Here is a 24,988-nt window from a genome sequence, read left to right as displayed (position 1 = left end):
GGTGATGAGAATAAGATGAAGATACGAAGAAAAGTAACAACCGCAATACTGACAGCTGTGATGTTACTTTCTCCGGTGATGGAGATATCTGCCAGCAGCCTGTCTGATGCACAGAAGGAAAAAGAAAATTTAGAGAAGCAGTTAGAGGAGGCCCAAAGTGTCATTGATGGGCTGAAAGATTCCAAGGCTGATATTCAGACGAAGGTAAAGGAATTAGATCAGCAGCTTACAAGCATTTCTCTTGAAATTACCAATACACAGGCACAGTTAGAGGAAAAGAGTGCCGAGATTACAGACACCCAGAGCGAATTAGAGGATGCCCAGGCGGATGTGGCAAGCCAGGCAGAAGCTATGAGCAAAAGGATTCAGTTCATGTATGAAAATAGTGGAAAAATGTCATATCTGGAAGCATTTTTTCAATCCGGCAGTATGGCAGAATTTTTGAATCAGGCAGAATATATCCGGCAGATTTCAGAATATGATAGAGATATGCTGCAGCAGTACAATGACAGTGTACAGACCGTGGCAGATGCCGAGGAACAGTTAGAACAGGAATATACAGAGCTGGAAGAATTAAAGGCACAGGTAGAATCCCAGCAGCAGACCGTGCAGGCTCTGATGGATGCCAAGGAAGACGAACTGGATAAGGTAAAGAGTGACATTACGGTGGCACAGTCGGATGCAGATGCAGTACAGGCAGAGATTGATGCACAGAATGAAATTATTGCGCAGATTCAGGCAGAGGAAGCCAGAAAAAAAGCGGAAGAAGAGAAACGAAGACAGGAAGCAGAGGAAAATGGAACTACTCCGGATACGACTCCTGGAGATGTATACAGTGGCGGGGCTTTTGTATGGCCGTGTCCGAGCAGTACCAGGGTAACCAGTGATTACGGAACGCGATTATCTCCGACCCAGGGAGCATCCTCTAATCATAAGGGACTGGATATTGGGGCAAGCTATGGTGCGAGTATTGTGGCGGCGGCAGATGGAACGGTTTCCTATGCAGGCTATAATAATGGAATGGGCAACTATGTAATGATCAGCCACGGCAGCGGGCTATATACAGTATATGGGCATGCTTCGGCACTTTTGGTATCCACCGGTGATAAAGTCACGGCGGGACAGACGATAGCCCAGGTAGGAAGTACCGGTATATCTACTGGAAATCATTTACATTTTGGCGTATCCTTAAATGGAAGCTATGTAAGCCCATGGAATTATCTGAGTAAATAGTAAAAGAGGAAGAAAGATGGACGAAATAAGGGAAGAGACAAATTCAGCAGAAGCAATCAGGCAGGAAATAAAGGAAAAGAAAAGAACTTACTGGCGTGGTGCGATTACCGGTGCTGCTTCGGTCATGGCGGTATTGCTGATTGTATTATTGATTGGTATTTACAGTGGTACTGTGGTAATTGGTGGAAAAGGCGTAACAGGAGGCAGCCAGACGGTAGCAGCATCAGATGGTGATCTGCTTTCAAAGGATGTCATCAATAAGCTTGATAATCTGGCAGACCAGATTAATGCAGATTATTATGAAGATGTGGATCAGGAAGACTTGATTAACGGAATGTATAAAGGCTTGTTTGAGGGGATCGGAGACCCATATAGTGAGTATTATACCCCGGAAGAATATGAAGATATCATGATATCTACCCATGCAAATTATTATGGAATCGGAGCAGGACTTACCCAGGATAAGAATACCATGGAAGTATCCGTTACCCATATTTATGATAATTCTCCGGCACAGGAAGCAGGATTAAAAGAAGGCGATAAGATAGTCAAGGTAGATGATATTGAAGCCACTTCTATGGAATTGTCGGAATTGGTAACCAACATCCGTGGCGAAGAGGGAACCACCGTTCATCTGGTAATTGAAAGAGAAGGGGAATCAGAAAATCTGGAATTTGATGTGTCTCGTGCCAAAGTAGATATTCCAACAGTAGCTTATAAAATGTTAGAAAACAATATCGGATATATACAGGTATCTGAATTTGCAGAGAATACACCAACCCAGTTTTCGGATGCAATTACAGATTTACAGGGTCAGGGTATGGAGAAGCTGGTTATTGATTTACGTGATAATGGTGGCGGAATGGTAGTATCCTGTCAGCAGATGTTGGATATGATTCTTCCGGAAGGAACCGTTGTTTATACGGAAGATAAATATGGCAACCGTCAGGATTATACTTCTGATGCAGAGCATTATCTTGATATGCCGATTGCAGTATTAGTCAATGGCAATTCCGCCAGTGCATCCGAGATATTTGCAGGAGCCATCCGGGATTTTGATTATGGAACACTGATTGGAACCACAACTTTTGGAAAAGGCATTGTGCAGAATATCATGCAGTTAAAGGACGGCAGTGCCATTAAGCTTACGGTAGCAAAATATTATACACCAAACGGTGATAACATCCATGGAACCGGAATTACACCGGATGTTGAAATTGAATATGAGTACACCGGAGATACCGAGGGTACTTATGATGAGATGCAGGATAATCAGATATTAAAAGCCATTGAAGTATTGAACGGAGAAGAATAATGAAGATGAATAACGAAGAGAAGAAAAAACTTATCATTCGCTATGTGGTGGCAGTAATTCTTTTGGTAGTTACCATCCTCGTACTTAAGGGGATGTATCAGGATGCGGAAGAGCATGACAATGCACAGAATACAGAAATTACAACAGAGATAAATCATGAGTAAATTAAATGAAAAGATTCGCCAGCAGTTAATGGAATGGGCAGAACCGGATTTTGGCACCTTTTCCGCCGGATTGATTCCGGGGGAAAAACATGTGCTTGGAGTAAGGCTGCCATTACTTCGTTCTTATGCAAAAGAATTAGCAAAAGGAGACTGGCAGACTTACCTTTCACAGGCATTGGATGATTCCATGGAAGAGACCATGTTACAGGGCATGACCTTAGGCTATGTGAAAAGTGATTTCACAGGAATCCGTCCGTATCTTGATGCCTTTCTTCCAAAGATTAAGAACTGGTCGGTATGTGACAGCACCTGTGTAAGTTTAAAAATTGCCAGAAAAGAGCCGGAGGCAGTTTTAGAATATTTACTGCCTTATCTTCGCAGTGACGAAGAATTTTTCATCCGGTTTGGCGTTGTGATGTTATTAGATCATTTTATTATGGAAGACTATATTGACCTTGTCTTAGAAGAGATGGATAAGATTCATCAGGATGCCTATTATGTGAAAATGGCAGTAGCCTGGAATTTGTCCGTGTGTTTTGTGAAGTTCCGGGATAAAACACTTTCCTATCTCAGGACAAATCATCTGGATGACTGGACTTACAATAAGACGATACAGAAAATCAGGGAATCCTATCGCGTGACCAAAGAGGATAAGGAAATGCTCTTAAAAATGAAACGGAAAGCAGAAAAATAGACTTTTCAACCAATATTAAGGAAAATATAATTGATTCGAAGCCGGGAAACCACTATAATGTTTATAGTGGTTTTTCTTACTTTACAGGAAATTGCTTTCCTGCAAAGAAAAAACGCTCCGCGGGGATGCGCACTGCGGCGTATAAGGTAGATGTCGCAAGCGACCGCGCAGGCGCGAGAATGTGCCAAGGCACATTCTTTGTTATACAGAAAATCATAAGAATATAAGAAAGTTGGTGATACTGTGGTTGAATTGGACGCATACCGATACAAATTGGGAACCTATAAGGCTCCACTACAGGAAGTGAGGGATTCACTTTGACTTAGCAGATAAGTCAAAGAAAATCGAAGAACTGGAAAGGGAAATGGAAGCACCAGATTTCTGGAATGATGCAGAAGTGTCCCAGCAGAAGATGAAAGAGTTAAAAAGCTATAAGGATGACGTGGCAGTCTGTGCACAGCTGGAAGAGAAACTTTCCGACATTGAAACACTGATTGCGATGGGAGATGAAGAGAATGATGTTTCCCTGATTCCGGAAATCGAAGAAGAGATAAAGGAATATGAAGAAGCGTTTGAAAAGATTCGGATTAAAACCCTGTTATCCGGAGAATATGATAAAGACAATGCAATTGTATCCTTACATGCAGGAGCAGGCGGAACAGAATCCTGTGACTGGGCATCCATGCTATACCGCATGTATACAAGATGGGCATCCGATAAAGGATTTGCCATTGAAGTACTGGATTCCTTAGATGGAGATGAAGCAGGAATCAAATCCATTACCTTTCAGGTAAACGGAGAAAATGCTTACGGCTATCTGAAATCAGAAAAAGGCGTACACCGTCTGGTGCGGATTTCACCGTTTAATGCGGCAGGAAAGCGTCAGACCTCCTTTGTATCATGTGATGTGATGCCGGATATTGAAGAAGACATTGATATTGAAGTAAAGGATGAAGATATAAGGATTGATACCTACCGTTCCAGCGGAGCCGGTGGACAGCATATCAATAAGACATCTTCAGCAATCCGGATTACCCATTTTCCGACGGGAATTGTAGTAACCTGCCAGAATGAGCGTTCCCAGCACATGAATAAAGACAAGGCAATGCAGATGTTAAAATCCAAGCTGTATTTATTGAAACAGCAGGAAAATGAAGATAAAGCAGCAGATATCCGTGGCGAAGTCACAGAAATTGGCTGGGGAAATCAGATACGCTCCTACGTATTGCAGCCGTATACTATGGTAAAAGATACCAGAACCGGCGTAGAGACGGGAAATACAGATGCAGTATTAGATGGAGATATCGATATTTTCATTAATGGATATTTAAAGTGGCTGTCACTGGGCTGTCCGGAGAAGATGGGAGAGTAAGATGGAAAAAGTAATCATACCACTGGTCATTATTCTTGTCATTGTGGGAGTGATAGCAGGCGTGGTTTTCTATGTGAAAAATAAAGTAAGAAAATTCTCACAGGATCTCTTTGGAACAGATTCTTTAGTGGAAGGCTGGAAGAAACAGGAAGAGGAACTGTCTGTCACACCATGTTCCGTATCCGGAATGACAAGATTATTAGAACCACAGATACAGCGGGATTTCCCGGAATTTAACTGGGTGCAGTTTAAAAATAAGGCAGAAGATGCATTGAAATTGTCATTGATGGCAATTTCCGCACATAGTATAGGAAGGGCAGAGAGCCTGTCGGAAGCACTTAAAGAAGAAGTGGCAGCAAGAATTGAGCAGAATCAGACAGCAGGTGTAAATGAGGTATATGAACGTATCCGTGTTCATCAGACTGAGATTGCCAGATATGAAAAACAAAAGGGAAAATGCATTATTACACTACAGAGTGCAGTGGAGCATATTCACTATAAAGAAAAAGACGGAAAACTGATTTCCGGTAAAAAAGATTTGTTAGAACAGACCAAGTACAACATGGAACTGATGTATATCCAGGATGAGAGCAAAGTCAGTGCTGATAAAGGGGTAGGACTTACCTGCCCGCACTGCGGTGCTCCGGTTACATCCCTTGGAGCGAAATACTGTGAGTTCTGTGGCAGTGAAGTAATACCAATCAATATGCAGGTTTGGTCTCTGCAGCATTTTTACGAAGTTACATACCAAAAGGTGTAATGAAAATATATAACATAAGAAAACAGGAGGTTTGTTATGGGTTTAATTAAAGCAGTAGCACAGGCAGTTGGAGGAAGTTTTGCAGATCAGTGGTTAGAGGTAATCGAGCCGGATGATATGGGAGATCAGACCGTCTTTACCAGAGGTGTGTTGATTCGCCGTGGACAGAATACAAAGGGAACGGATGATACCGTATCTAATGGTTCCATCATCCATGTATATGATAATCAGTTTATGATGTTAGTAGATGGTGGAAAAATCGTAGACTATACTGCAGAACCGGGATATTACAAAGTAGATAATTCTTCTTTGCCATCCCTGTTTAACGGGCAGTTAAAGGATACTTTAAAAGATTCCTTCGCACGTATCAAGTTTGGTGGTCAGACACCGGATAAACAGAAGGTATTCTTCATAAACCTTCAGGAAATCAAGGGAATCAAATTCGGAACAAGAAATCCGATTAACTATTTTGATAATTTCTACAATGCAGAATTGTTCCTGCGTGCACACGGAACTTATTCCATTAAGATTGTAGACCCGATTCGTTTCTATGCAGAAGCAATTCCAAGAAACAAAGACAGGGTAGAAATCACAGATATCAATGAACAGTATATCTCTGAATTCTTAGAAGCATTACAGACATCTATCAACCAGTTATCTGCAGATGGTGTCCGCATTTCCTATGTATCATCCAAGGGACGCGAGCTGAGTAAATACATGTCAGAAACTCTTGATGAGGAATGGAACCAGATGCGTGGTATGGAGATTCAGGCAGTAGGTATTGCAAGCATCTCTTACGACGAGGAATCCACTAACCTTATCAATCTGCGCAACAAAGGTGCAATGATGGGTAGTGACCCGAATGTAATGCGTGGTATTGCTGTTGGAAATATTACGGAAGGTATCCGTGATGCAGGTTCTAATGCAGCAGGTGCAATGACCGGATTTATGGGTGTTGGAATGGGAATGAATGCATTCAACAGCAGCATGGACAGCTTAAATCAGATGACTGCAGGCATGCAGCAGAATCAGCAGATGAATAATGGAGCACAGATGGCAGGCGGAGTAGCAGGCGTGCAGCAGGCAGCACCGGCTCAACAGGCAGCTCCGGCACAGCAGGCAGCAGCACCGGCAGGCAATGAGTGGACCTGTGAATGCGGAACAACAAATACCGGAAAATTCTGCTGTAACTGTGGAAAACCGGCTCCTGCACCGGCAGTAAAGTCAGACTGGACCTGTGAGTGTGGAGCAGTAAATACCGGAAAATTCTGTACTAACTGCGGAAAACCGGCTCCGGCAGCAGACTGGACCTGCGAATGTGGAACAGTAAATACCGGAAAATTCTGCAGCAATTGTGGAAAACAGAGACCATAAGGGAGGAAGGAGCATTGCATGTCAGTAATTAGTTTTAAGTGCCCGAATTGTGATGGCGAACTGATTTTTGACCCTGCTTCCGGAGCATATAAATGCGAATATTGTGGTTCAAAATTTACACAGGAAGAACTGGATGCCATGAAGCCGGCGGAGGAAAAGGAAAAGCCTGCCGGCAGCATGGATGGAAGTCAGGCTTCTGAGAATACAGACGGAACACAGGAAGAGAAGAAGACAGAGGAAGAAGCAGTCATTTATACCTGCCCAAGCTGTGGCGCACAGATTGTAACAGATGCAACCACGGCGGCAACCTTCTGCTATTATTGCCACAATCCGGTAGTGCTTTCCGGAAGATTATCTGGAAACTATATGCCGAATAAGGTAATTCCGTTTGCAATTGACCGTAAAGAAGCAGAAAAACGTTTTATGGAATATGTAGGCAGGAAAAAGTTTGTTCCAAAGGCATTTTTCAATAAGAAACAAATTGATAAATTATCTGGTGTATACTTCCCATTCTGGATTTATGATACCAGGATGAATGGTAATCTTTCGGCAGAGGCAACCCGTGTCCGGGTATGGCGTTCCGGGGATGAAGAATATACCGAGACTAAATTCTATGAAGTAGAACGTGGCGGAGATGTATCTCTTTCCAATCTGGAGCTGAATGCGTTACAGAAAGCCAACAAAGAGCTGGTAGAGGGTGTACTGCCATATCAGTTTGACAAGATGAAGGATTTCTCCATGGGGTATCTTTCCGGCTTCCAGGCAGAGAAGCGTGATATTGAAAAAGAAGGCGTAGCAGAGGAAGCTAGACGAGAGACAAAGGATTATGCAACCAGGCTCTTGCGGGAAAGTGTATCCGGCTATGACGGTGTGAAGGTACATAACTGCGGATTTTCTAATGGCAGTGAGAACTGGAATTATGTGCTTCTTCCAATCTGGACCATCACCTATCGCGCCAATAATGGCAAGATGTATTACTATTCCATGAATGGTCAGACTGGAAAAGTATGTGGAGAACTTCCGGTAGATTATAAGAAGCTGACTCTGGTTAGTGGAATCATATCAGCAGCAGTGCTGGTACTTGGATTGTTAGGAGGGCTGCTGATATGGTAAAGAAAAAGATAATTGTACCGTTACTGCTTTTATGCAGTATGTTATTTGTTGTTCCTGTTATGGCATCAGAGCCAAAGGCAGACTTCGTCTATGATGACGCAGAGCTTTTTACCCAGAGTGAAGCAGATTCCATCAGTGAAAAAATCGGCGATTTTTCCAGTGAGACCGGCTGGGAAATCTATGCATTTACCACAGAGGATGCGCAGGGGTATACTTCCCAGGAGTATGGAGAGAATACCTTTGACCAGTATGCCACCGGCATGGATGGCGTTGCTTTTGTCATTGACATGGATAACCGTGAAATCGCAGTGGTTCATTTTGGAGAAGCAAACCGTTATTATACGGATGAAAGAGTAGAAAGTATTCTGGATGAAGGCTTCAATTATATGGGAGATGCAGAGTATGCAGATGCCATGGAGGCAATGATTGATGAGGCAGAATATTATTATGGACAGGGCGTGCCAACCGGTCAGTATAATTACGATGAAGAAACCGGGGAGTATGATTACTACGAGAAAAATACGCTGACCTGGTTTGAAATTCTGATTACCTTACTGGTGGCATTAGGTATCGGTGGTGCATTCTGTGGAATCACAATTGGTAAATATCGCCTGCATTTTGATAAGTACAAATATGATTACCACAAGAACAGCCATGTAAATCTTACAAACCGTACTGACCGCTTTGTAAATCAGGTAGTAACCCATCGTCATATCCAGAGGGAATCTTCTGGTGGAGGCGGAAGTAGTTCCGGCAGAACAACAGTACATACCGGAGCAGGAGGACGAAGCACCGGAGGCGGAAGCCGTAAATTCTAAGAGCTTTCGGATAAGGAAAGCAAATATAAAAATTCGTCAATTTACCCATATGGAATCCGAAAAAGGTTCCATATGGGTACTTTTGTATAAAAAAGAGAAATTTACTTGTAATGGCTGTGTATATGTGCTATCATCTTTCTGGTGAGAACAGTTGTATTTGTACCACAAACAGTCGGAGGGGAATATGGCAGAGAATACGAAGTATTTTGTGTTGAAAGAGAAGGCTGTACCGGAGGTATTGCTGAAAGTAGTGGAAGCGAAACGTCTTTTAGAATCCGGACGCGTAACATCTGTACAGGAAGCAGCCGAGCAGGTAGATATCAGCCGGAGTTCATTTTATAAGTATAAAGATGATATTTTTCCATTTCACGACAATGCGAAGGGGAGAACAATTACGATGGTAATCCAGCTGGATGATACGCCGGGATTATTATCAACCGTTTTGAATATTGTGGCAGAGTTTCATGCCAACATATTAACTATCCACCAGTCTATACCGGTAAACGGGATTGCATCCCTGACACTGAGTATTGATATTCTGCCGGAGACAGGAGATTTGTCACAGATGGTAGATAAGATTGAAGGACAGGATGGAATACATTATCTGAAAATATTAGCCAGGGAGTGAAACAACAATGAAAGCAGCAGTAATGGGATATGGAACAATTGGTTCCGGAGTAGTAGAAGTATTAAACATTAATCATGACAGCATTGCAAAACGTGCAGGCGAAGCAATCGAAGTAAAATATGTTTTGGATTTACGGGATTTCCCGGGAGACCCGATTCAGGATAAAATCGTGCATGATTACAAAGTAATTGCAGAAGACCCTGAAATTGGCATGGTAGTTGAGACAATGGGCGGTGTAGAACCGGCATATACTTTTGTCCGTGCCATGTTAGAGGCAGGAAAGCATGTAACAACTTCAAATAAGGCATTAGTAGCAGAGAAAGGTGCAGAACTGATTGCACTTGCCAAAGAGAAAAATGTGAATTTCCTGTTTGAAGCCAGCGTAGGAGGCGGTATCCCGATTATCCGCCCGTTAAATTCCTGCCTGACTGCCGATGTAATTGAAGAGATTACCGGTATTTTAAATGGAACGACCAACTATATGCTTACCAAGATGAGCGTAGAGGGTTCTGAATTTGCAGATGTATTAAAGGATGCACAGGATAAAGGATATGCAGAGAAAGATCCGACTGCCGATGTAGAAGGCTTTGATGCATGCCGTAAGATTGCAATCTTAACTTCTTTAGTATGCGGACAACAGGTAGACTTCAATGACATTCATACGGAAGGAATTACCAAAATCAGTGCAACAGATATCAAATATGCAAAAGCAATGGGTAAAGCCATTAAATTACTGGCAACCAGCCGTAAAGTAGGAGAAAGCTATTGTGCAATGGTATCTCCATGTATGCTTCCACAGGAGCATCCACTGTATCCGGTGAATGATGTATTTAATGCAATTTTTGTACATGGTAATGTATTAGGAGATGCAATGTTCTACGGAAGTGGAGCAGGAAAACTTCCAACCGCCAGTGCTGTTGTGGCTGATATGGTTGAAATTGCAAAATTCAAAGACACCAACCTTCCAATGGAATGGAGACCGGAGAAATTAGAGCTTGCAGATTATAAGATGGTAACCAACCGTTTCTTTGTCCGTACCAAAGCAGACGAAGCAGCAGTAAAGAATGCATTCGGAGCAGTTGAGTTCGTTGCAGCAGAAGGTGTAAACGGAGAACTTGGATTTGTAACAGAAGAAATGACAGAAGCAGCATATGAAGAGAAAGCAGCAAAACTTGCTGATATTCTTCAGATGATTCGTGTAAAATAGTTGCGAAAAACCCTTCTGGAAATTATAATTGTACTAAGGGTATAAATATAATTTCAGGAGGGTATTTTTATGTCAAAATTTATTATGGCGTTAGACGCCGGAACCACCAGCAACCGGTGTATTCTCTTTAATGAAGCCGGTGAAATCTGCAGTATGGCACAAAAAGAATTCCGTCAGATGTTTCCGAATCCAGGATGGGTAGAACATGATGCCAATGAGATATGGTCGACGCAGCTTGGGGTAGCAGTAGAGGCAATGTCTAAGATTGGTGCTACGGCAGCAGATATTGCAGCCATTGGAATCACCAACCAGAGAGAGACGGCAATTGTATGGAACAAAGAGACCGGAGAGCCAGTTTATAATGCGATAGTCTGGCAGTGCCGCCGGACCGCTGATATTGCAGATGCGTTAAAGAAAAAGGGGTTGGAAGATTCCTATCGTAAGAAAACAGGATTGATTATTGATGCCTATTTTTCGGCAACGAAAATCAAGTGGATTTTAGATAATGTGAAGGGTGCAAGAAAATTAGCGGAAGAAGGAAAGCTGCTCTTTGGAACGGTAGAGACCTGGCTGATCTGGAAACTGACGAAAGGGGAAGCACATGTAACCGATTATTCCAATGCGTCAAGAACCATGCTTTTTAATATAAACACATTAACCTGGGATAAAGATATTCTGGCAGAGCTTGATATTCCGGAGAGCATGCTGCCAAAGCCGATGCCGTCAAGCTGTGTATATGGTTATACAGACCCGGCATATTTTGGAAGTGCGATACCGATTGCCGGTGCAGCAGGAGACCAGCAGGCAGCTTTATTCGGACAGACCTGCTTTTCCGAAGGAGAAGCGAAGAATACATATGGTACAGGCTGTTTCCTGTTGATGAATACAGGAGAACGTCCGGTATTTTCAGAAAACGGACTGGTCACCACCATTGCCTGGGGGCTGGATGGCAAAGTAAATTATGCACTGGAAGGCTCTATCTTTGTGGCAGGTGCGGCAATCCAGTGGCTGCGTGATGGTATGCGTCTCATTGACTCCGCATCGGATTCAGAGTATATGGCGACCAAAGTAAAAGGAACACATGGCTGTTATGTGGTTCCGGCATTTACCGGACTGGGTGCTCCGTACTGGGATCAGTATGCAAGAGGAACAATTGTAGGAATTACCAGAGGAACCAACAAGAATCATATCATCCGGGCAACTCTGGAATCTATTGCTTATCAGGTGGAAGGAGTTATCTCTGCCATGGAAGCGGATGCTGGAATTGAAATCCGTTCCTTAAATGTAGATGGCGGAGCCAGTGCCAATAATTTCCTGATGCAGTTCCAGTCAGACATGATACAGGCGCCGGTCAATCGTCCGGCATGTGTAGAGACAACAGCAAAAGGTGCGGCGTATCTGGCAGGACTTGCAGTAGGCTACTGGAAGACCAAAGAAGATGTGATAAAGAACCAGCAGATAGAGCGGGTATTCCATCCACAGATGGAAGAAGAAGAGAGACAGAAGAAATTAAAAGGCTGGAAGAAGGCAGTAAAATATGCCTTCGGATGGGCAAAAGATACAGAAGAAGAGGAAGAGGCGTAAGCCACTTCCTCTTCTTCACTTTACAGGAAATTGCTTTCCTGTAAAGTAAAAAACGCTCCGCGAGGATGCGCACTGCGGCGTATAAGGTAGATGTCGCAAGCGACCGCCGCAGGCGCGAGAATGTGCCAAGGCACATTCTTTTTTCTCGTTAAGCGTTTGAAAAAGCTGCTGGTGGCAGCTCCTTATAGGTTTCGATATATGATATATTATGATATATGCGTCAGCGGCATAAAATCAATCTGAAAGAATAGAAGAGCTGCATTTTTCACAATGAAATTTATAATAATAATAGCCAGTGCAATCCAAAGAAATGCTTCCCGGAAATGCATGCCAATACGAAGCCTTCCCTTAGAGAGCCGTTCAATGGTCTGGGAAATCATAAACCAGGTGCAGAGCACAAAGGCATATGGCACAAAGGGATGATAAACCAGTGAGTGCAGGAAATCCCCATGCAGTAAAAAAGCTACGGCTCTGGTGCCACCGCAGCCAGGACAGTAAAGTCCGGTCAGGCTGTGAAGCACACAGGGGAAAAGATATTTTGAAAGCTGGATATTTGTTGCTTTTATAAAAAGCACCAGCAGAAGAAGTGTGCCTATGATGCACCAGCCGGTGATATATAATCCGTTGTCCATAGCAGTGGACGTTTTTTTCTTTTCCATATAAACCCTCGCAAATCAGTATTCAAACAAAATATAGAATCTGTTGGTAGTATACAATTGTCATAAGGGAAAGTCAAAGTTATTGTGTTTCACCCAAGATATGTGTATAATAAAAAGAGGCACTTTTTTCAGACTTTGGAAGGAGGAGTGGTTTATGCAGATTGATGGATGGAATCCGAAAGATATAGGATATGATACCGGGTACAATCATACATATGGGGTCGGAACTGACGCAGATGCGAAGAGTACCGGGGTGGCAGAGGGCAGCAAAGGCGAATGCCAGACCTGTAAGAACCGGAAATATCAGGATGGTTCCAACGAGAATGTTTCTTTTAAATCAGCTTCCCACATCTCTCCGGAGGCGGCGGGAATCCGTGTGGCAGCCCATGAGGCAGAACATGTTTCCAATGCTTATGCCAAAGCAGCAGAAGGAAATGGTCAGGTGGTATCTGCAAGCGTAACACTTCGTACCGGCGTATGCCCGGAGTGCGGAAGAGTATATGTGGCAGGCGGAGAGACCAATACCACCATTAAGTATCCGAATGAAACAAATCCTTATCAGCAGGAGCGGAAGAGCCAGGATGCGGCAGATCTGACCGGAGCCAGAATCGACACAAGAAAATAAAAACAGGAGCTTGAGATAGATGAAAAGAAAATCAGCAGAAATAAAACGTATTGCAAGAGAAAATCTTACCGGACATTATGGATTGCCAATGGGAGCCATGGTAGTATCGCAGTTAATCGTAACTTTGCCGACCATGTTCTTTTCCTGGAATTTGACACCGTATTCCGGAAAAATGGAGTGGGCAATTTATTATGTGGCAGCATTTGTACTGGCATTGCTGGGGGTTGTTTTAAATATAGGAATTCTCCAGATTGCCCTGCGAATGGGAAGAAAGCAGCCATATAAGTTTACCGATATGTTCTATGGATTCAATCATCATCCGGATAAATACATTCTGGCATATCTTTTATTTATGGTTGTGGTATTAATTCCGATGCTTCCGGCAATCGCAGTCTCTGTTGGAATGTATGTAACTGCCATTTCCGGCAGCATGAAAATCACAGAGGGGATTTTTATTGGCTATGTAGTAGCTATGTGTGTACTTGGAATTGGAGGAGAAGTGATCGCATTTATTCTTTCCTTAAAATATTCCATGCTGTTTTTGATATTGCTTGAGGATAATACCAAGGGAATCCGGCAGGCAATGAGGGAAAGTAAAGCACTGATGCAGGGCAACAAGGGAAGATACTTCTATATCATGTTAAGCTTCCTTGGCTGGTCTTTCCTTGGCCTCCTTTCATTTGGAATTGGCTTCCTGTGGATTGGACCATACTATACGCAGACACAGGTGACATTCTATCGTGACATTACAGGAGAATTAGACCGGACAGAAAACCAGACAGACCCATACGGAACAAAACAGCAGAATCCGCAGTACAGTACGTGGAGTGCTTCGGTATAAAAATAAGAAAAGAAAAATGCCGGGAAATCAGAATTGGTTTCCTGGCATTTTTCTTTTGCATATATTTACTGGTACATTTGATTCATTTCATTAAACTGCCGCATCAGTTCGTTATAATCAGCGGTATTTCCATTGGACATCTGGTTGATGAAATCGGCGTTGGTAAACATCATGACAATGACGAAAGTATAAAGTGCAATAGTAAGTACAAGACCGATAATTCCAAGGACGATACCGATTTTGCCGGTGGTGGAAAAAGTCATCTCGCCGCCACGGGAAAGAAGTCCTAAAATAATGGCAAGTGCCCCACAAGGCAGTGCTGCATACAGGCAGCAGAAAGTTACAATGGAGACAATGCCAAGAGCAATGGATGCGGTGGCAAGTCCGGTGGAACGTTTGTCCATGTAATTACGTTGTGGTGCCTGGTTCATATTATATGAATAATTGGGATTTGGTTGATAGCCGTTTGGCTGCTGTTGAAAATCCATAAAAAACCTCCTCAAATCGTGAATAAATCCAGTATACCATTTTCTGCCGGAAAAAACAATAAAAGCCAAAATCTTCCCTTTTGCAGAAATGCCTGATGTGCTATAATGAGCGCAAACGCATCAACAGGAAAGGAAATACAAGATGGACATAACAGCAAAAATTGCCGAAGAACTTGGAATCAGAAAAAATCAGGCACAGGCAGCAATTCAGTTAATTGATGAAGGAAATACCATTCCTTTTATTGCCCGGTATCGAAAAGAAGCAACCGGCGCATTAAATGATGAAATATTACGTAACTTATTTGACCGGCTGACTTATCTTAGAAACTTGGAAGAGAAGAAAGAACAGGTCATTGCCAGCATTGAAGAACAGGGCAAGCTGACGGACGAACTGCGGAAACAGATAGAAGAAGCACAGACACTGGTAGTCGTAGATGATTTGTACCGTCCATACCGACCGAAGCGCAGAACCAGAGCAACCATCGCCAAAGAGAAGGGCTTAGAGCCGCTGGCAAATGTAATCAGTCTTCAGATGCTTAAGACTCCAATCTTAGAAGAAGCAGCAAAATATATCAACGAAGAAAAAGAAGTTCATACTGCAGAGGAAGCGTTAGAAGGTGCTAAGGATATTATTGCAGAGCATATTTCCGATGAAGCAGATTATCGTATCCGCATCCGTGACCTTACCGTAAAACATGGTCGGATTGTATCTGCTGCCAAAGATCCGGAAACAGAATCTGTTTATGAAATGTATTATGATTTTGATGAGCCGATTGCAAAAATGGCAGGACATCGTACGCTGGCATTGAATCGTGGAGAGGCAGAGAAAATACTGACAGTAAAAGTAGAAGTGCCGGAAGAACAGATTATTCCGTATTTACAGAAAAAGGTAATAACCAAAGATAATGCCATAACCAGACCTGTTTTGGAAGAAGTAATCGAAGACAGCTATAAGCGTCTGATTGCACCGGCAATCGAGCGTGAGATTCGAAGTGACCTTACGGAAAAGGCAGAAGACGGAGCAATCAAAGTTTTCGGAAAAAACTTAGAGCAGCTTCTGATGCAGCCGCCAATTGCAGGACAGGTTGTGCTTGGCTGGGATCCGGCATTCCGTACCGGATGTAAGCTTGCAGTGGTAGATCCGACCGGAAAAGTATTGGATACGACAGTCATTTACCCGACAGCGCCACAGAATAAGGTAGAGGAAGCAAAAGTAGTATTAAAGAAACTGATTTCCAAGTATCATATTACACTGATTTCTCTTGGAAATGGAACAGCATCCCGTGAGTCGGAGCAGATTATTGTAGATTTATTAAAAGAGATTCCGGTAAAAGTACAGTATATTATTGTAAATGAAGCAGGTGCTTCCGTATATTCTGCAAGTAAACTTGCAACAGAGGAATTCCCAAACTTTGATGTGGGACAAAGAAGTGCCACTTCCATGGCAAGACGGTTGCAGGATCCGCTGGCAGAGCTGGTTAAAATTGATCCGAAATCCATCGGGGTTGGTCAGTATCAGCATGACATGAACCAGAAAAAATTAAGTGAAGCCTTAGGCGGCGTGGTAGAAGACTGCGTAAATAAAGTTGGTGTAGATTTAAACACCGCATCTGTATCCCTGTTGGAATACATTTCCGGTATCAGCAAAGTGATTGCGAAAAATATTGTGGCATACCGGGAAGAAAATGGAAAATTTGCATCCAGAAGCCAGCTTTTGAAAGTGGCAAAATTAGGACCGAAGGCATATGAACAGTGTGCCGGTTTTCTTCGTATTACCGGTGGAAAGAATCCGTTGGATGCAACCGGCGTGCATCCGGAAAGTTATGAAGCAACCAGAAAGCTTTTGGAAAAATTAGGATATTCAGAAGAAGAGATAACTGGTGGCGGATTAACCGGGATTTCAAAGAAGATTTCAGATTATAAGAAACTGGCAGCAGAATTGGAAGTAGGAGAACTTACTTTACGGGATATTGTAAAGGAACTGGAAAAGCCGGCAAGAGATCCGAGGGAAGATATGCCAAAGCCGATTCTGCGGAGTGACGTACTGGAAATGAAGGATTTGACCCCGGGAATGGTATTAAAAGGAACCGTCCGTAATGTCATTGACTTCGGTGCCTTTGTGGACATCGGAGTACATCAGGATGGACTGGTACACATTTCCCAGATGAGCGAACGCTATATCAAACATCCGCTGGAAGTGGTCAGTGTGGGAGATATTGTAGAAGTAAAAGTAATGAGCGTAGACCTTAAGAAACAGAGAATCCAGCTTACTATGAAACTGTAAATAAAAGGTAACAGATAAAATTGGGTATTGACAAGGAAAAAGTGAAGCTCTACAATAGACCCATAGTAATTGAATAGGAAGTCTTCGGGGCAGGGTGATATGCGAAGCATAGATTCCCGACCGACGGTGATTGTGCATGACACATTAGTCCGTGAACTGCAGTATTGCAGTTGATTTGGTGAAAATCCAAAACCGACAGTATAGTCTGGATGGGAGAAGATAAGTGACCATTAAGGTGATTATTTTGCGTGCCCCGGATAGTTTTATCCGGGGCTTTTATGGTACACCAATACTCCGGACATCCCTTGCAAGAGCTAAAAGTAAAGAAAAAAGGAGTAAAAGAAATGAGTACAAACAGTGTAACAACAAACAGCAACGTAAAAACAGGTGTAAATGCAAGATATCTGACGATGACAGCAATGCTTTCGGCCATTGCGTTCATCCTGATGTTCCTTGATTTTGCAGTTCCGTTTATGCCAAACTTCATCAAACTGGATATTTCAGAACTTCCGGCATTGATTGGAGCATTTTCCATGGGACCGGTCAGCGGAATTGTAATCTGCCTGATTAAAAATCTGATTCATCTGACTATTACAACCACAAGTGGTGTTGGAGAACTGTCCAATTTCATTCTTGGAGTAGCGTTCGTGCTTCCGGCAGGACTGATTTACAAATTTAAGAAGAACCGCAAAGGTGCATTAATCGGTTCTTTAGCAGGAGCACTTTTCATGGCAGTATTCAGTGTGGTATCAAACTATTTCCTGGTATATCCGTTCTATACAGCATTTATGCCGGAAGATGCCATTATTGGTGCTTACAATGCAATCGCTTCTGCAGTAGGCGGACATATGGATAATTTATTGGAGTGTCTGGTAGTATTTAATATGCCATTCACCTTCTTAAAAGGTATGATTAGTGTTGGAATTACATTTTTGATTTATAAACATATTTCACCAATCATCAAAGGAACCAACAGCCGTAAGAATTAGACGTCCCTTTTTTGCCCGACACAAAATTGATAAAGAGTTTGTCTATTCCCGAAAATAATGCTATACTTCAATCAGAAAAGTAAACAGGAGGAAAGACAATGCCAATTGAATTTGATGTAAAAATAACAGCGAACGATATGTACCGGTTTAATATGTATCATATATATACCAGTTTTACCGGAATCTTTTCCATCTTGGCAGCGGTGCTTGGATTTGTAGCCGCAGTGGGAACCTATGGAAAGGTAGATACCATGTATACGGTGCTTTACATCATATTTGGCATTGTCTTTCTTTTTTATTTTCCATTAACCTTGAAAATGCGGGCGGCAAGACAGATTTCCATGTCAGAGGCACTGAAAAGTACGCTGCATTATATGTTGGATGATGAAGGTGTCCATGTATCTCTGGGAGAAGAAAATGCCCTGCTGGAGTGGAAACAGATTTATAAAATGGTGTCAACAAAGCATAATGTTCTGATTTACAGCAGCCGCGTAAATGCATATATCCTGCCGATGGAAATTGTAGGCGGACAGTATGCAGCGTTGAAGAAACTGGCAGATAAGAATTTGAAGAAGCACCAGAATTGTATGAAGAAGAGATAGGAAGAAAAGTATATGGTATATGAAACATTTTCGGCAGAAGAAACAGAAAAGTTAGGCGAACAGATTGGACGGGAAGCAAAGCCGGGAGAAGTGTATACATTAATCGGAGATTTGGGAGTAGGAAAAACCGTTTTTACCCAGGGAATAGCCAAGGGTTTGGAGATAACAGAACCTATCTGCAGTCCGACTTTTACTATTGTGCAAGAGTATGAAGAAGGAAGAATGCCATTTTATCATTTTGATGTATACCGGATTGCGGATATTGAGGAAATGGATGAAATCGGCTATGAGGACTATTTTTATGGAAATGGTCTGACCATGATAGAATGGGCAAATCTGATTGAAGAAATTTTACCGGATCATTACCGGCAGATAACAATAGAGAAAGATTTGGAAAAAGGATTTGATTATCGCAGGATAACAATAGAAGAGGTGGAACGATGAAAATATTGGGATTGGACAGCTCCGGACTGGTAGCCAGCGTAGCAGTAGTAGAAGATGATGTGCTGTTGGGAGAATTTACTGTAAATTATAAGAAAACACATTCACAGACCTTGCTGCCAATGTTAGATGAACTTGCGAAGATGATAGAACTGGATTTGGATACATTAGATGCCATTGCAATTGCAGCGGGCCCGGGCTCATTTACCGGACTTCGGATTGGCTCTGCAACAGCAAAAGGATTGGGACTTGCACTGGATAAGCCGCTGATTTCCGTACCGACCGTGGATGCATTGGCATACAACCTCTATGGGCATAGAGATATTATCTGTCCATTAATGGATGCCAGAAGAAACCAGACCTATACCGGTTTATATCAGTTTGAAGACGAAAAAATGCAGGTATTGTGCCCACAGTGCGTTGTGGGAATTGATGAGATTGTAGCAAAGATAAATGAAAACAATGCTCCGGTTGTATTTTTGGGAGATGGTGTCCCTGTATTTACCACTTATATAGAAGAAAACTGTAAAGTGCCATATTCCTTTGCACCGGCACATGTGAATAAGCAGCGTGCAGCAGCTGTTGCAGCTTTAGGAGAAGAATATTACAAAGCAGGTAAATTAGAATCTGCAGAAGAACACAAACCGGAATATCTGCGCCTTTCCCAGGCAGAACGCGAGAGGATGGAACAGCATGGAAATTCGTAGAATGTCAGAGGCAGATGTTTTTGATGTAGCGGCCATAGAGGCAAAAGTCTTTTCGCAGCCATGGAGTGGGCAGGGATTTCGCGATGCTCTTGCCATGAACCATGTGATTTTTCTGGTGGCAGAAGAAGCGGGTTCCATCTTAGGATATTGTGGAATGTATATGGCATTAGATGAAGGCGAGATTACCAATGTGGCAGTAAGTGAGGCCTGCAGAAACAGAGGTTATGGGGAACAACTGGTAACAGAACTAATGCAGCAGGGTAGAAAACATGGTATTAGCCGGTATGTTTTAGAGGTAAGGGTATCCAATGAGCCTGCCATTCGCCTGTATCAGAAACTTGGATTCTCTGTACTTGGAACTCGAAAGAATTTTTATGAAAAGCCCTCAGAGGATGCATATATCATGAGCAGGGTCCAGTAATTTCCGCTGCAAATTTATTGGAATGGTTCTATAATGAAAGAGAACCACAAGATAAGAGACGGAGGATGCGAAATGGTTTGCAATTGTTGTGGAAAAGAAATCGAAGAACGAAAACAGGATTATATTTATATAGAAAAAGAATGGAATTATTTTTCTACGAAGGATGGTGTGAAAAGCAAACTGCGTGTATGCGAGTCCTGCTTTGATGAATGGACAAAACAGTTTGTGATACCGCCTTTAATGGAAGAAGTAACAGAAATTGTATAGAGAGCTGAGGAAATAGAATGTTAGATGTCTGTTTATTAGGAACCGGTGGAATGATGCCATTGCCATATCGCTGGCTGACTTCACTGATGACAAGATATAATGGCAGCAGTCTGATGGTTGACTGTGGCGAAGGCACCCAGATTGCAGTAAAAGAAAAAGGCTGGAGCTTCAAGCCGGTGGATATTATGTGCTTTACACATTACCATGCGGACCATATCAGCGGACTGCCTGGAATTCTTCTTACCATGGGAAATGCGGAACGAACGGAGCCGCTGACGATGATTGGACCAAAGGGGCTGGAACGTGTGGTAAATGCACTGCGTGTGATTGCACCGGAACTGCCTTTTGAGATTAAATTTATAGAACTGACGGAACCGGAAGAGACTATAGAATTAAAGGGATATACGATCCATGCTTTCCGGGTGAACCATAATGTTACCTGCTACGGCTATACCTTGGAGATTTCAAGGGCTGGAAGATTTTCAGTGGAACATGCATTAGAACGGCAGATACCGCAGAAATACTGGAGCCGCCTGCAAAAAGGTGAAATTATTGAAGAAGAGGACAAGACCTATCTGCCGGAAATGGTATTAGGCCCGCCAAGAAAAGGCATCAAGCTGACATATTGTACTGATACCCGCCCGACGGAGAGCATTGCAAAAAATGCCAAAGATTCCGATTTATTTATCTGTGAAGGTATGTATGCAGAAAAAGAGAAACTTGCAAAAGCGAAACAATATAAACATATGACTTTTTATGAAGCAGCACATCTTGCCAAGGATGCCGGGGTGAAAGAAATGTGGCTTACCCACTTCAGCCCGTCCCTTGTAAGGGGCGAAGACTATATGGATGCTGTAAGGAAGATATATCCGAATGCATATTTAGGCAAAGATGGAAAGAGTGTTACACTGGATTTTGAGGAGGCGTAAACATGAAGAAACGTACAGCAGGCATAATTAAGACAGTTATTATAGGTGTGATTTGCATTGGAATTGTGGTCGGATTTTATTATTATCTGACAAACCGCTCACCAAGAAGTGTGGAAACAACAGGAGAAACAGATGAGATAACCTCTGTTTTAAGTAAAAATTTAGAGAAGGATTATCCGGCGTCACCTCGTGCTGTAATCAAATATTATAATAGGATTCTGCTCTGCCTTTATAATGAAACTTATGATGATGAGCAGTACCAGAAGCTGTTGGAGAAGATGCGTGCACTGATGGATGAAGAGTTATTGGAAAACAATCCGCAGGATACATTTTCAACCCAGATGCAGAATGACATTGCGGCTTATAAAGCAGAAAGTAAGATTATAGCAACAGCATCTGTCTGCGATACAGATGAAGTGGCTTATAAGAAAGTAGAGGGAAGTGATTGTGCCTATGTGACGGCATCTTATTTCCTTCGCTCTACCAAGGCATATAACCGGGCTAACCAGGAATATGTGCTGCGTAAGGATGAGAATGGGGACTGGAAAATATTAGGATTTGTGGCACTGGAAGGAGACAATGGTGATGCAGAAAAATAAAGGAGATATTGCAATTCTTGCAATAGAAAGTTCCTGCGATGAGACTGCGGCAGCAGTTGTAGTAAATGGAAGGGATGTAAGATCGAATATCATTTCATCCCAGATTGCATTACATACCTTATATGGAGGTGTGGTTCCGGAAATTGCATCCCGTAAACATATTGAGAAAATTAATCAGGTAATAACAGAAGCGATGCAGGAAGCGCAGGCAGACTGGGCAGATATAGACGCAATCGGTGTAACTTATGGACCGGGATTAGTGGGTGCCCTCCTGGTTGGTGTGGCAGAAGCGAAAGCAATCAGTTATGCAAGAAATATTCCACTGGTAGGTGTGCATCATATTGAGGGACACATCAGCGCAAATTATATTGAAAATAAAGAGTTAGAGCCACCATTTTTATGTCTTGTGGTATCCGGCGGTCATACACATCTGGTAAAAGTACTGGATTATGGAAAATATGAGATACTTGGAAGAACCAGGGATGATGCAGCAGGTGAAGCCTTTGATAAAGTGGCGAGAGCAATCGGATTAGGCTATCCGGGTGGACCAAAGATTGAAAAAGTAGCACATGAAGGAAATCCTCATGCTGTGGAATTCCCAAGACCGAAGATTGCAGATGGGGAGTATGACTTCAGCTTCAGTGGTTTAAAGTCTGCTGTTTTAAACCATCTGAACAGCTGTAAAATGAAAGGTATTGAGATTGTGCAGGCAGATATTGCAGCATCTTTCCAGAAAGCGGTTATTGATGTGCTGGTGGGAAATGCCATGCATGCCATTGAAAAATATCAGATTGATAAATTTGCTATTGCGGGAGGAGTGGCTTCTAATGGAACCTTAAGAGGAGCAATGGAAGAAGAGTGCCGGAAGAGAAATGTGGCATTTTATCATCCGTCGCCGATTCTCTGTACCGATAATGCAGCAATGATAGGTGCAGCAGCATATTATGATTACCGGGCGGGAATCCGTTCCGGACTTGATTTGAATGCAGTACCAAACTTAAAATTAGGAGAACGTTAATGGCAAAGTATACAGCAATCGTGCTTTCTGCGGGAAAAGGAAGCCGCATGGGAAGCTCTGTCCATAAGCAGTATCTGCTTCTTTGTGGGAGGCCGGTGATTTATTATACCCTTAAGGCATTTGAAGAAAGCCCGGTAGATGAAATCGTACTGGTAACCGGTGAAGGAGAAGAGGAATACTGCCGGAAAGAAATTGTAGAAAAATATAAATTGCATAAAGTAACGAAGATAGTAAAGGGTGGTAAGGAACGTTACCACTCTGTTTTTCAGGGCTTAAGTGCGTGTGAACATACGGATTATGTACTGATTCATGATGGGGCACGCCCGTTTATAGGGCAGGAAGTCATCCGACATACAATGGATGAAGTGCAGAAAAAACATGCATGTATTGCAGCTGTGCCGGTGAAGGATACCATAAAAAAGGTAGATGAAAATGGAAAAGTAGAGGATACCCCACCAAGAAAAAACCTTTATACGGTACAGACACCGCAGGCATTTTCCTATTCCCTGATTTATGATTCTTATCAGAAGATGATAGCGGATGGAAGAGAAGATGTTACAGATGATGCAATGGTAGTGGAGGCGTATGGAAAAGTTCCGGTATATGTAATAGATGGTAGCTATCGCAACTTTAAGATTACAACACCGGAAGATTTGGAAATGGCGGAGTTTATGCTGAATGCAGGAAATCCTGGTAAAGGTGTATGTTCATAGAAAATAAACCATCCGGCATCAGTGGGAAATCAAATGGATATATTTTGAAATTTTGAAAAAATGAAAATAATTGTTGACATGCTATCTATTTGATGATAGAATCATTTTTGCGCTGATTTGAAGCGTATCAATATGGAGAGATATCGAAGTGGTCATAACGAGGCGGTCTTGAAAACCGTTTGTCCGCAAGGGCGCGTGGGTTCGAATCCCACTCTCTCCGCTTCCAACTTAATAATTGGAAACTGATTCGGAGAAGTACCCAAGCTGGCCGAAGGGACACCCCTGGAAAGGGTGCAGGTCGTTAACAGCGGCGCGAGGGTTCAAATCCCTCCTTCTCCGCTCGCTTGTGAGATGATTATGCGGACGTTCGACAATGGATTTTACGACTGTAAAAAATAAGTCAAAAAAAGTAAAAAAAGTTGTTGACAAAGAAAGAGTCCTGTGATAATATAAAAAAGCTGACCGGTGAGAGCAAAGCAAAAGAGCTCACAGAACTGGTCAAGAACCTTGATAACTGAACAGTGAAATAACCTTGAAAGATTTTGAGAAAAACGTAATCAAAAGATTACAAAATCATTCAGGACAGCATCTCTATTTAATAGAAGAATGCGACCTAAAACAGTAAACTTTAGGATATTTAGCCAAGCTAGATTTCTGAAAGGACAAACACTATAACATGAGAGTTTGATCCTGGCTCAGGATGAACGCTGGCGGCGTGCTTAACACATGCAAGTCGAACGAAGCACTTTATTATGATTTCTTCGGAATGACGATTTAGTGACTGAGTGGCGGACGGGTGAGTAACGCGTGGGTAACCTGCCTTATACAGGGGGATAACAGTTAGAAATGACTGCTAATACCGCATAAGCGCACAGGATTGCATGATCTGGTGTGAAAAACTCCGGTGGTATAAGATGGACCCGCGTCTGATTAGCTGGTTGGTGAGGTAACGGCCCACCAAGGCGACGATCAGTAGCCGACCTGAGAGGGTGACCGGCCACATTGGGACTGAGACACGGCCCAAACTCCTACGGGAGGCAGCAGTGGGGAATATTGCACAATGGGGGAAACCCTGATGCAGCGACGCCGCGTGAGCGAAGAAGTATTTCGGTATGTAAAGCTCTATCAGCAGGGAAGAAAAAA

Annotated in this window: 27 protein-coding genes, 2 tRNA genes, 1 riboswitch and 1 other annotated feature; of the genes, 27 read left to right on the top strand and 2 right to left on the bottom strand. The window is 42.7% G+C overall.

Annotated features, from left to right (window positions below; all coding sequences use genetic code 11):
• Positions 1-15 precede the first annotated feature (15 nt).
• The 12 genes from DV740_RS07840 to glpK all read left to right on the top strand — a co-directional run bounded on the left by DV740_RS07840 (position 16) and on the right by glpK (position 12,262).
• Positions 16-1,233: a murein hydrolase activator EnvC family protein gene (locus DV740_RS07840; protein WP_117947720.1), complete on the top strand. Its 1,218-nt coding sequence runs from the start codon at positions 16-18 to the stop codon at positions 1,231-1,233.
• 16 nt (positions 1,234-1,249) lie between these two features.
• On the top strand, positions 1,250-2,548 hold the full coding sequence (locus tag DV740_RS07835) for a S41 family peptidase (protein ID WP_117947719.1): 1,299 nt from the start codon (positions 1,250-1,252) through the stop codon (positions 2,546-2,548).
• Positions 2,548-2,712 carry a hypothetical protein gene (locus DV740_RS14790; RefSeq protein ID WP_022243557.1) on the top strand — a complete coding sequence of 55 codons (165 nt, stop codon included), beginning with the start codon at positions 2,548-2,550 and terminating at the stop codon, positions 2,710-2,712. Before DV740_RS07835 ends, DV740_RS14790 begins: the two co-directional genes overlap by 1 nt.
• On the top strand, positions 2,705-3,406 hold the full coding sequence (locus DV740_RS07830) for a DNA alkylation repair protein (RefSeq protein WP_117947718.1): 702 nt from the start codon (positions 2,705-2,707) through the stop codon (positions 3,404-3,406). Before DV740_RS14790 ends, DV740_RS07830 begins: the two co-directional genes overlap by 8 nt.
• Positions 3,407-3,649: 243 nt before the next feature.
• Positions 3,650-4,778, top strand: a protein-coding gene (prfB, locus tag DV740_RS07825) for a peptide chain release factor 2 (RefSeq protein ID WP_118087799.1) whose coding sequence is annotated in 2 segments (ribosomal slippage) — positions 3,650-3,724 and positions 3,726-4,778 — 1,128 coding nt in all. Because the reading frame shifts where the segments join, the coding sequence is not laid out codon by codon here.
• 1 nt (position 4,779) lies between these two features.
• Positions 4,780-5,538, top strand: coding sequence for a TIM44-like domain-containing protein (locus DV740_RS07820; protein ID WP_117696722.1), 759 nt, complete (start codon positions 4,780-4,782; stop codon positions 5,536-5,538).
• Positions 5,539-5,574: 36 nt separating this feature from the next.
• A complete protein-coding gene (locus tag DV740_RS07815) occupies positions 5,575-6,912 on the top strand; it encodes an SPFH domain-containing protein (protein WP_117696725.1) in 1,338 nt (445 codons plus the stop codon).
• Positions 6,913-6,930: 18 nt separating this feature from the next.
• On the top strand, positions 6,931-8,025 hold the full coding sequence (locus DV740_RS07810; RefSeq protein WP_117696727.1) for a TFIIB-type zinc ribbon-containing protein: 1,095 nt from the start codon (positions 6,931-6,933) through the stop codon (positions 8,023-8,025).
• The gene (locus DV740_RS07805; RefSeq protein ID WP_117696730.1) at positions 8,019-8,843 is read left to right on the top strand and encodes a TPM domain-containing protein; all 825 of its coding nucleotides are present in this window, start codon (positions 8,019-8,021) and stop codon (positions 8,841-8,843) included. The genes DV740_RS07810 and DV740_RS07805 overlap by 7 nt, the downstream gene beginning before the upstream one ends.
• A gap of 184 nt (positions 8,844-9,027) precedes the next feature.
• Positions 9,028-9,471, top strand: coding sequence for an ACT domain-containing protein (locus DV740_RS07800; RefSeq protein WP_022243550.1), 444 nt, complete (start codon positions 9,028-9,030; stop codon positions 9,469-9,471).
• A 7-nt stretch (positions 9,472-9,478) separates the two neighbouring features.
• Complete coding sequence (locus DV740_RS07795; protein WP_117696733.1) at positions 9,479-10,678, top strand: homoserine dehydrogenase; 1,200 nt, start codon at positions 9,479-9,481, stop codon at positions 10,676-10,678.
• A gap of 69 nt (positions 10,679-10,747) precedes the next feature.
• Entirely contained in the window at positions 10,748-12,262 is a 1,515-nt protein-coding gene (glpK, locus tag DV740_RS07790; RefSeq protein ID WP_118057114.1) for a glycerol kinase GlpK, read from the top strand.
• 206 nt (positions 12,263-12,468) lie between these two features.
• On the opposite strand, the gene DV740_RS07785 is transcribed toward glpK, so the two are convergent.
• A complete protein-coding gene (locus DV740_RS07785) occupies positions 12,469-12,921 on the bottom strand; it encodes a DUF2752 domain-containing protein (RefSeq protein WP_117698934.1) in 453 nt (150 codons plus the stop codon).
• Between the two features lie 154 nt (positions 12,922-13,075).
• Here DV740_RS07785 and DV740_RS07780 point away from each other — a divergent pair, with 154 nt between their 5' ends.
• Entirely contained in the window at positions 13,076-13,546 is a 471-nt protein-coding gene (locus tag DV740_RS07780; RefSeq protein ID WP_242986237.1) for a hypothetical protein, read from the top strand.
• A 19-nt stretch (positions 13,547-13,565) separates the two neighbouring features.
• Positions 13,566-14,387 (top strand): DUF975 family protein, encoded by an 822-nt coding sequence (locus DV740_RS07775; RefSeq protein ID WP_117698933.1) that lies wholly within the window; start codon positions 13,566-13,568, stop codon positions 14,385-14,387.
• Positions 14,388-14,452: 65 nt separating this feature from the next.
• Here the strand turns inward: DV740_RS07775 and DV740_RS07770 are convergent, their stop codons facing one another.
• The gene (locus DV740_RS07770; RefSeq protein ID WP_022243544.1) at positions 14,453-14,875 is read right to left on the bottom strand and encodes a DUF4190 domain-containing protein; all 423 of its coding nucleotides are present in this window, start codon (positions 14,873-14,875) and stop codon (positions 14,453-14,455) included.
• A 142-nt stretch (positions 14,876-15,017) separates the two neighbouring features.
• Here DV740_RS07770 and DV740_RS07765 point away from each other — a divergent pair, with 142 nt between their 5' ends.
• The 13 genes from DV740_RS07765 to DV740_RS07705 all read left to right on the top strand — a co-directional run bounded on the left by DV740_RS07765 (position 15,018) and on the right by DV740_RS07705 (position 24,184).
• Positions 15,018-17,159 (top strand): Tex family protein, encoded by a 2,142-nt coding sequence (locus DV740_RS07765; RefSeq protein ID WP_117698932.1) that lies wholly within the window; start codon positions 15,018-15,020, stop codon positions 17,157-17,159.
• Between the two features lie 76 nt (positions 17,160-17,235).
• A riboswitch (FMN riboswitch) is annotated at positions 17,236-17,384 on the top strand.
• A 119-nt stretch (positions 17,385-17,503) separates the two neighbouring features.
• A complete protein-coding gene (locus DV740_RS07760) occupies positions 17,504-18,148 on the top strand; it encodes an ECF transporter S component (protein ID WP_022243542.1) in 645 nt (214 codons plus the stop codon).
• 98 nt (positions 18,149-18,246) lie between these two features.
• Positions 18,247-18,750 carry a YcxB family protein gene (locus DV740_RS07755; RefSeq protein WP_117698931.1) on the top strand — a complete coding sequence of 168 codons (504 nt, stop codon included), beginning with the start codon at positions 18,247-18,249 and terminating at the stop codon, positions 18,748-18,750.
• Between the two features lie 12 nt (positions 18,751-18,762).
• The gene (gene tsaE / locus DV740_RS07750) at positions 18,763-19,194 is read left to right on the top strand and encodes a tRNA (adenosine(37)-N6)-threonylcarbamoyltransferase complex ATPase subunit type 1 TsaE (RefSeq protein WP_022243540.1); all 432 of its coding nucleotides are present in this window, start codon (positions 18,763-18,765) and stop codon (positions 19,192-19,194) included.
• Positions 19,191-19,898, top strand: a complete 708-nt coding sequence (gene tsaB / locus DV740_RS07745; protein ID WP_022243539.1) for a tRNA (adenosine(37)-N6)-threonylcarbamoyltransferase complex dimerization subunit type 1 TsaB — start codon at positions 19,191-19,193, stop codon at positions 19,896-19,898. The genes tsaE and tsaB overlap by 4 nt, the downstream gene beginning before the upstream one ends.
• Entirely contained in the window at positions 19,885-20,319 is a 435-nt protein-coding gene (rimI, locus tag DV740_RS07740; RefSeq protein ID WP_117698930.1) for a ribosomal protein S18-alanine N-acetyltransferase, read from the top strand. The genes tsaB and rimI overlap by 14 nt, the downstream gene beginning before the upstream one ends.
• Positions 20,320-20,391: 72 nt before the next feature.
• On the top strand, positions 20,392-20,586 hold the full coding sequence (locus tag DV740_RS07735) for a hypothetical protein (protein ID WP_117698929.1): 195 nt from the start codon (positions 20,392-20,394) through the stop codon (positions 20,584-20,586).
• Positions 20,587-20,603: 17 nt separating this feature from the next.
• Positions 20,604-21,515: a ribonuclease Z gene (locus DV740_RS07730; protein ID WP_117698928.1), complete on the top strand. Its 912-nt coding sequence runs from the start codon at positions 20,604-20,606 to the stop codon at positions 21,513-21,515.
• A gap of 2 nt (positions 21,516-21,517) precedes the next feature.
• The gene (locus DV740_RS07725; protein ID WP_117698927.1) at positions 21,518-22,114 is read left to right on the top strand and encodes a DUF6715 family protein; all 597 of its coding nucleotides are present in this window, start codon (positions 21,518-21,520) and stop codon (positions 22,112-22,114) included.
• Positions 22,101-23,132, top strand: coding sequence for a tRNA (adenosine(37)-N6)-threonylcarbamoyltransferase complex transferase subunit TsaD (gene tsaD, locus DV740_RS07720; protein ID WP_022243534.1), 1,032 nt, complete (start codon positions 22,101-22,103; stop codon positions 23,130-23,132). The genes DV740_RS07725 and tsaD overlap by 14 nt, the downstream gene beginning before the upstream one ends.
• Positions 23,132-23,845 carry a 2-C-methyl-D-erythritol 4-phosphate cytidylyltransferase gene (gene ispD / locus DV740_RS07715; RefSeq protein ID WP_117698926.1) on the top strand — a complete coding sequence of 238 codons (714 nt, stop codon included), beginning with the start codon at positions 23,132-23,134 and terminating at the stop codon, positions 23,843-23,845. Before tsaD ends, ispD begins: the two co-directional genes overlap by 1 nt.
• 134 nt (positions 23,846-23,979) lie before the next feature.
• Positions 23,980-24,065, top strand: a tRNA-Ser gene (locus DV740_RS07710).
• A 29-nt stretch (positions 24,066-24,094) separates the two neighbouring features.
• Positions 24,095-24,184, top strand: a tRNA-Ser gene (locus DV740_RS07705).
• A gap of 371 nt (positions 24,185-24,555) precedes the next feature.
• Positions 24,556-24,935 (top strand) — a sequence feature (16S ribosomal RNA rRNA prediction is too short).
• The last annotated feature ends 53 nt before the right edge of the window (positions 24,936-24,988 follow it).

The sequence above is a fragment of the Roseburia sp. AF02-12 genome (assembly GCF_003461765.1).
GTDB classification, from domain to species: Bacteria; Bacillota; Clostridia; order Lachnospirales; family Lachnospiraceae; genus Roseburia_C; species Roseburia_C amylophila.
Note: the sequence above shows the minus strand (reverse complement) of the source record. Positions and strands in the feature narration are given on the sequence as shown.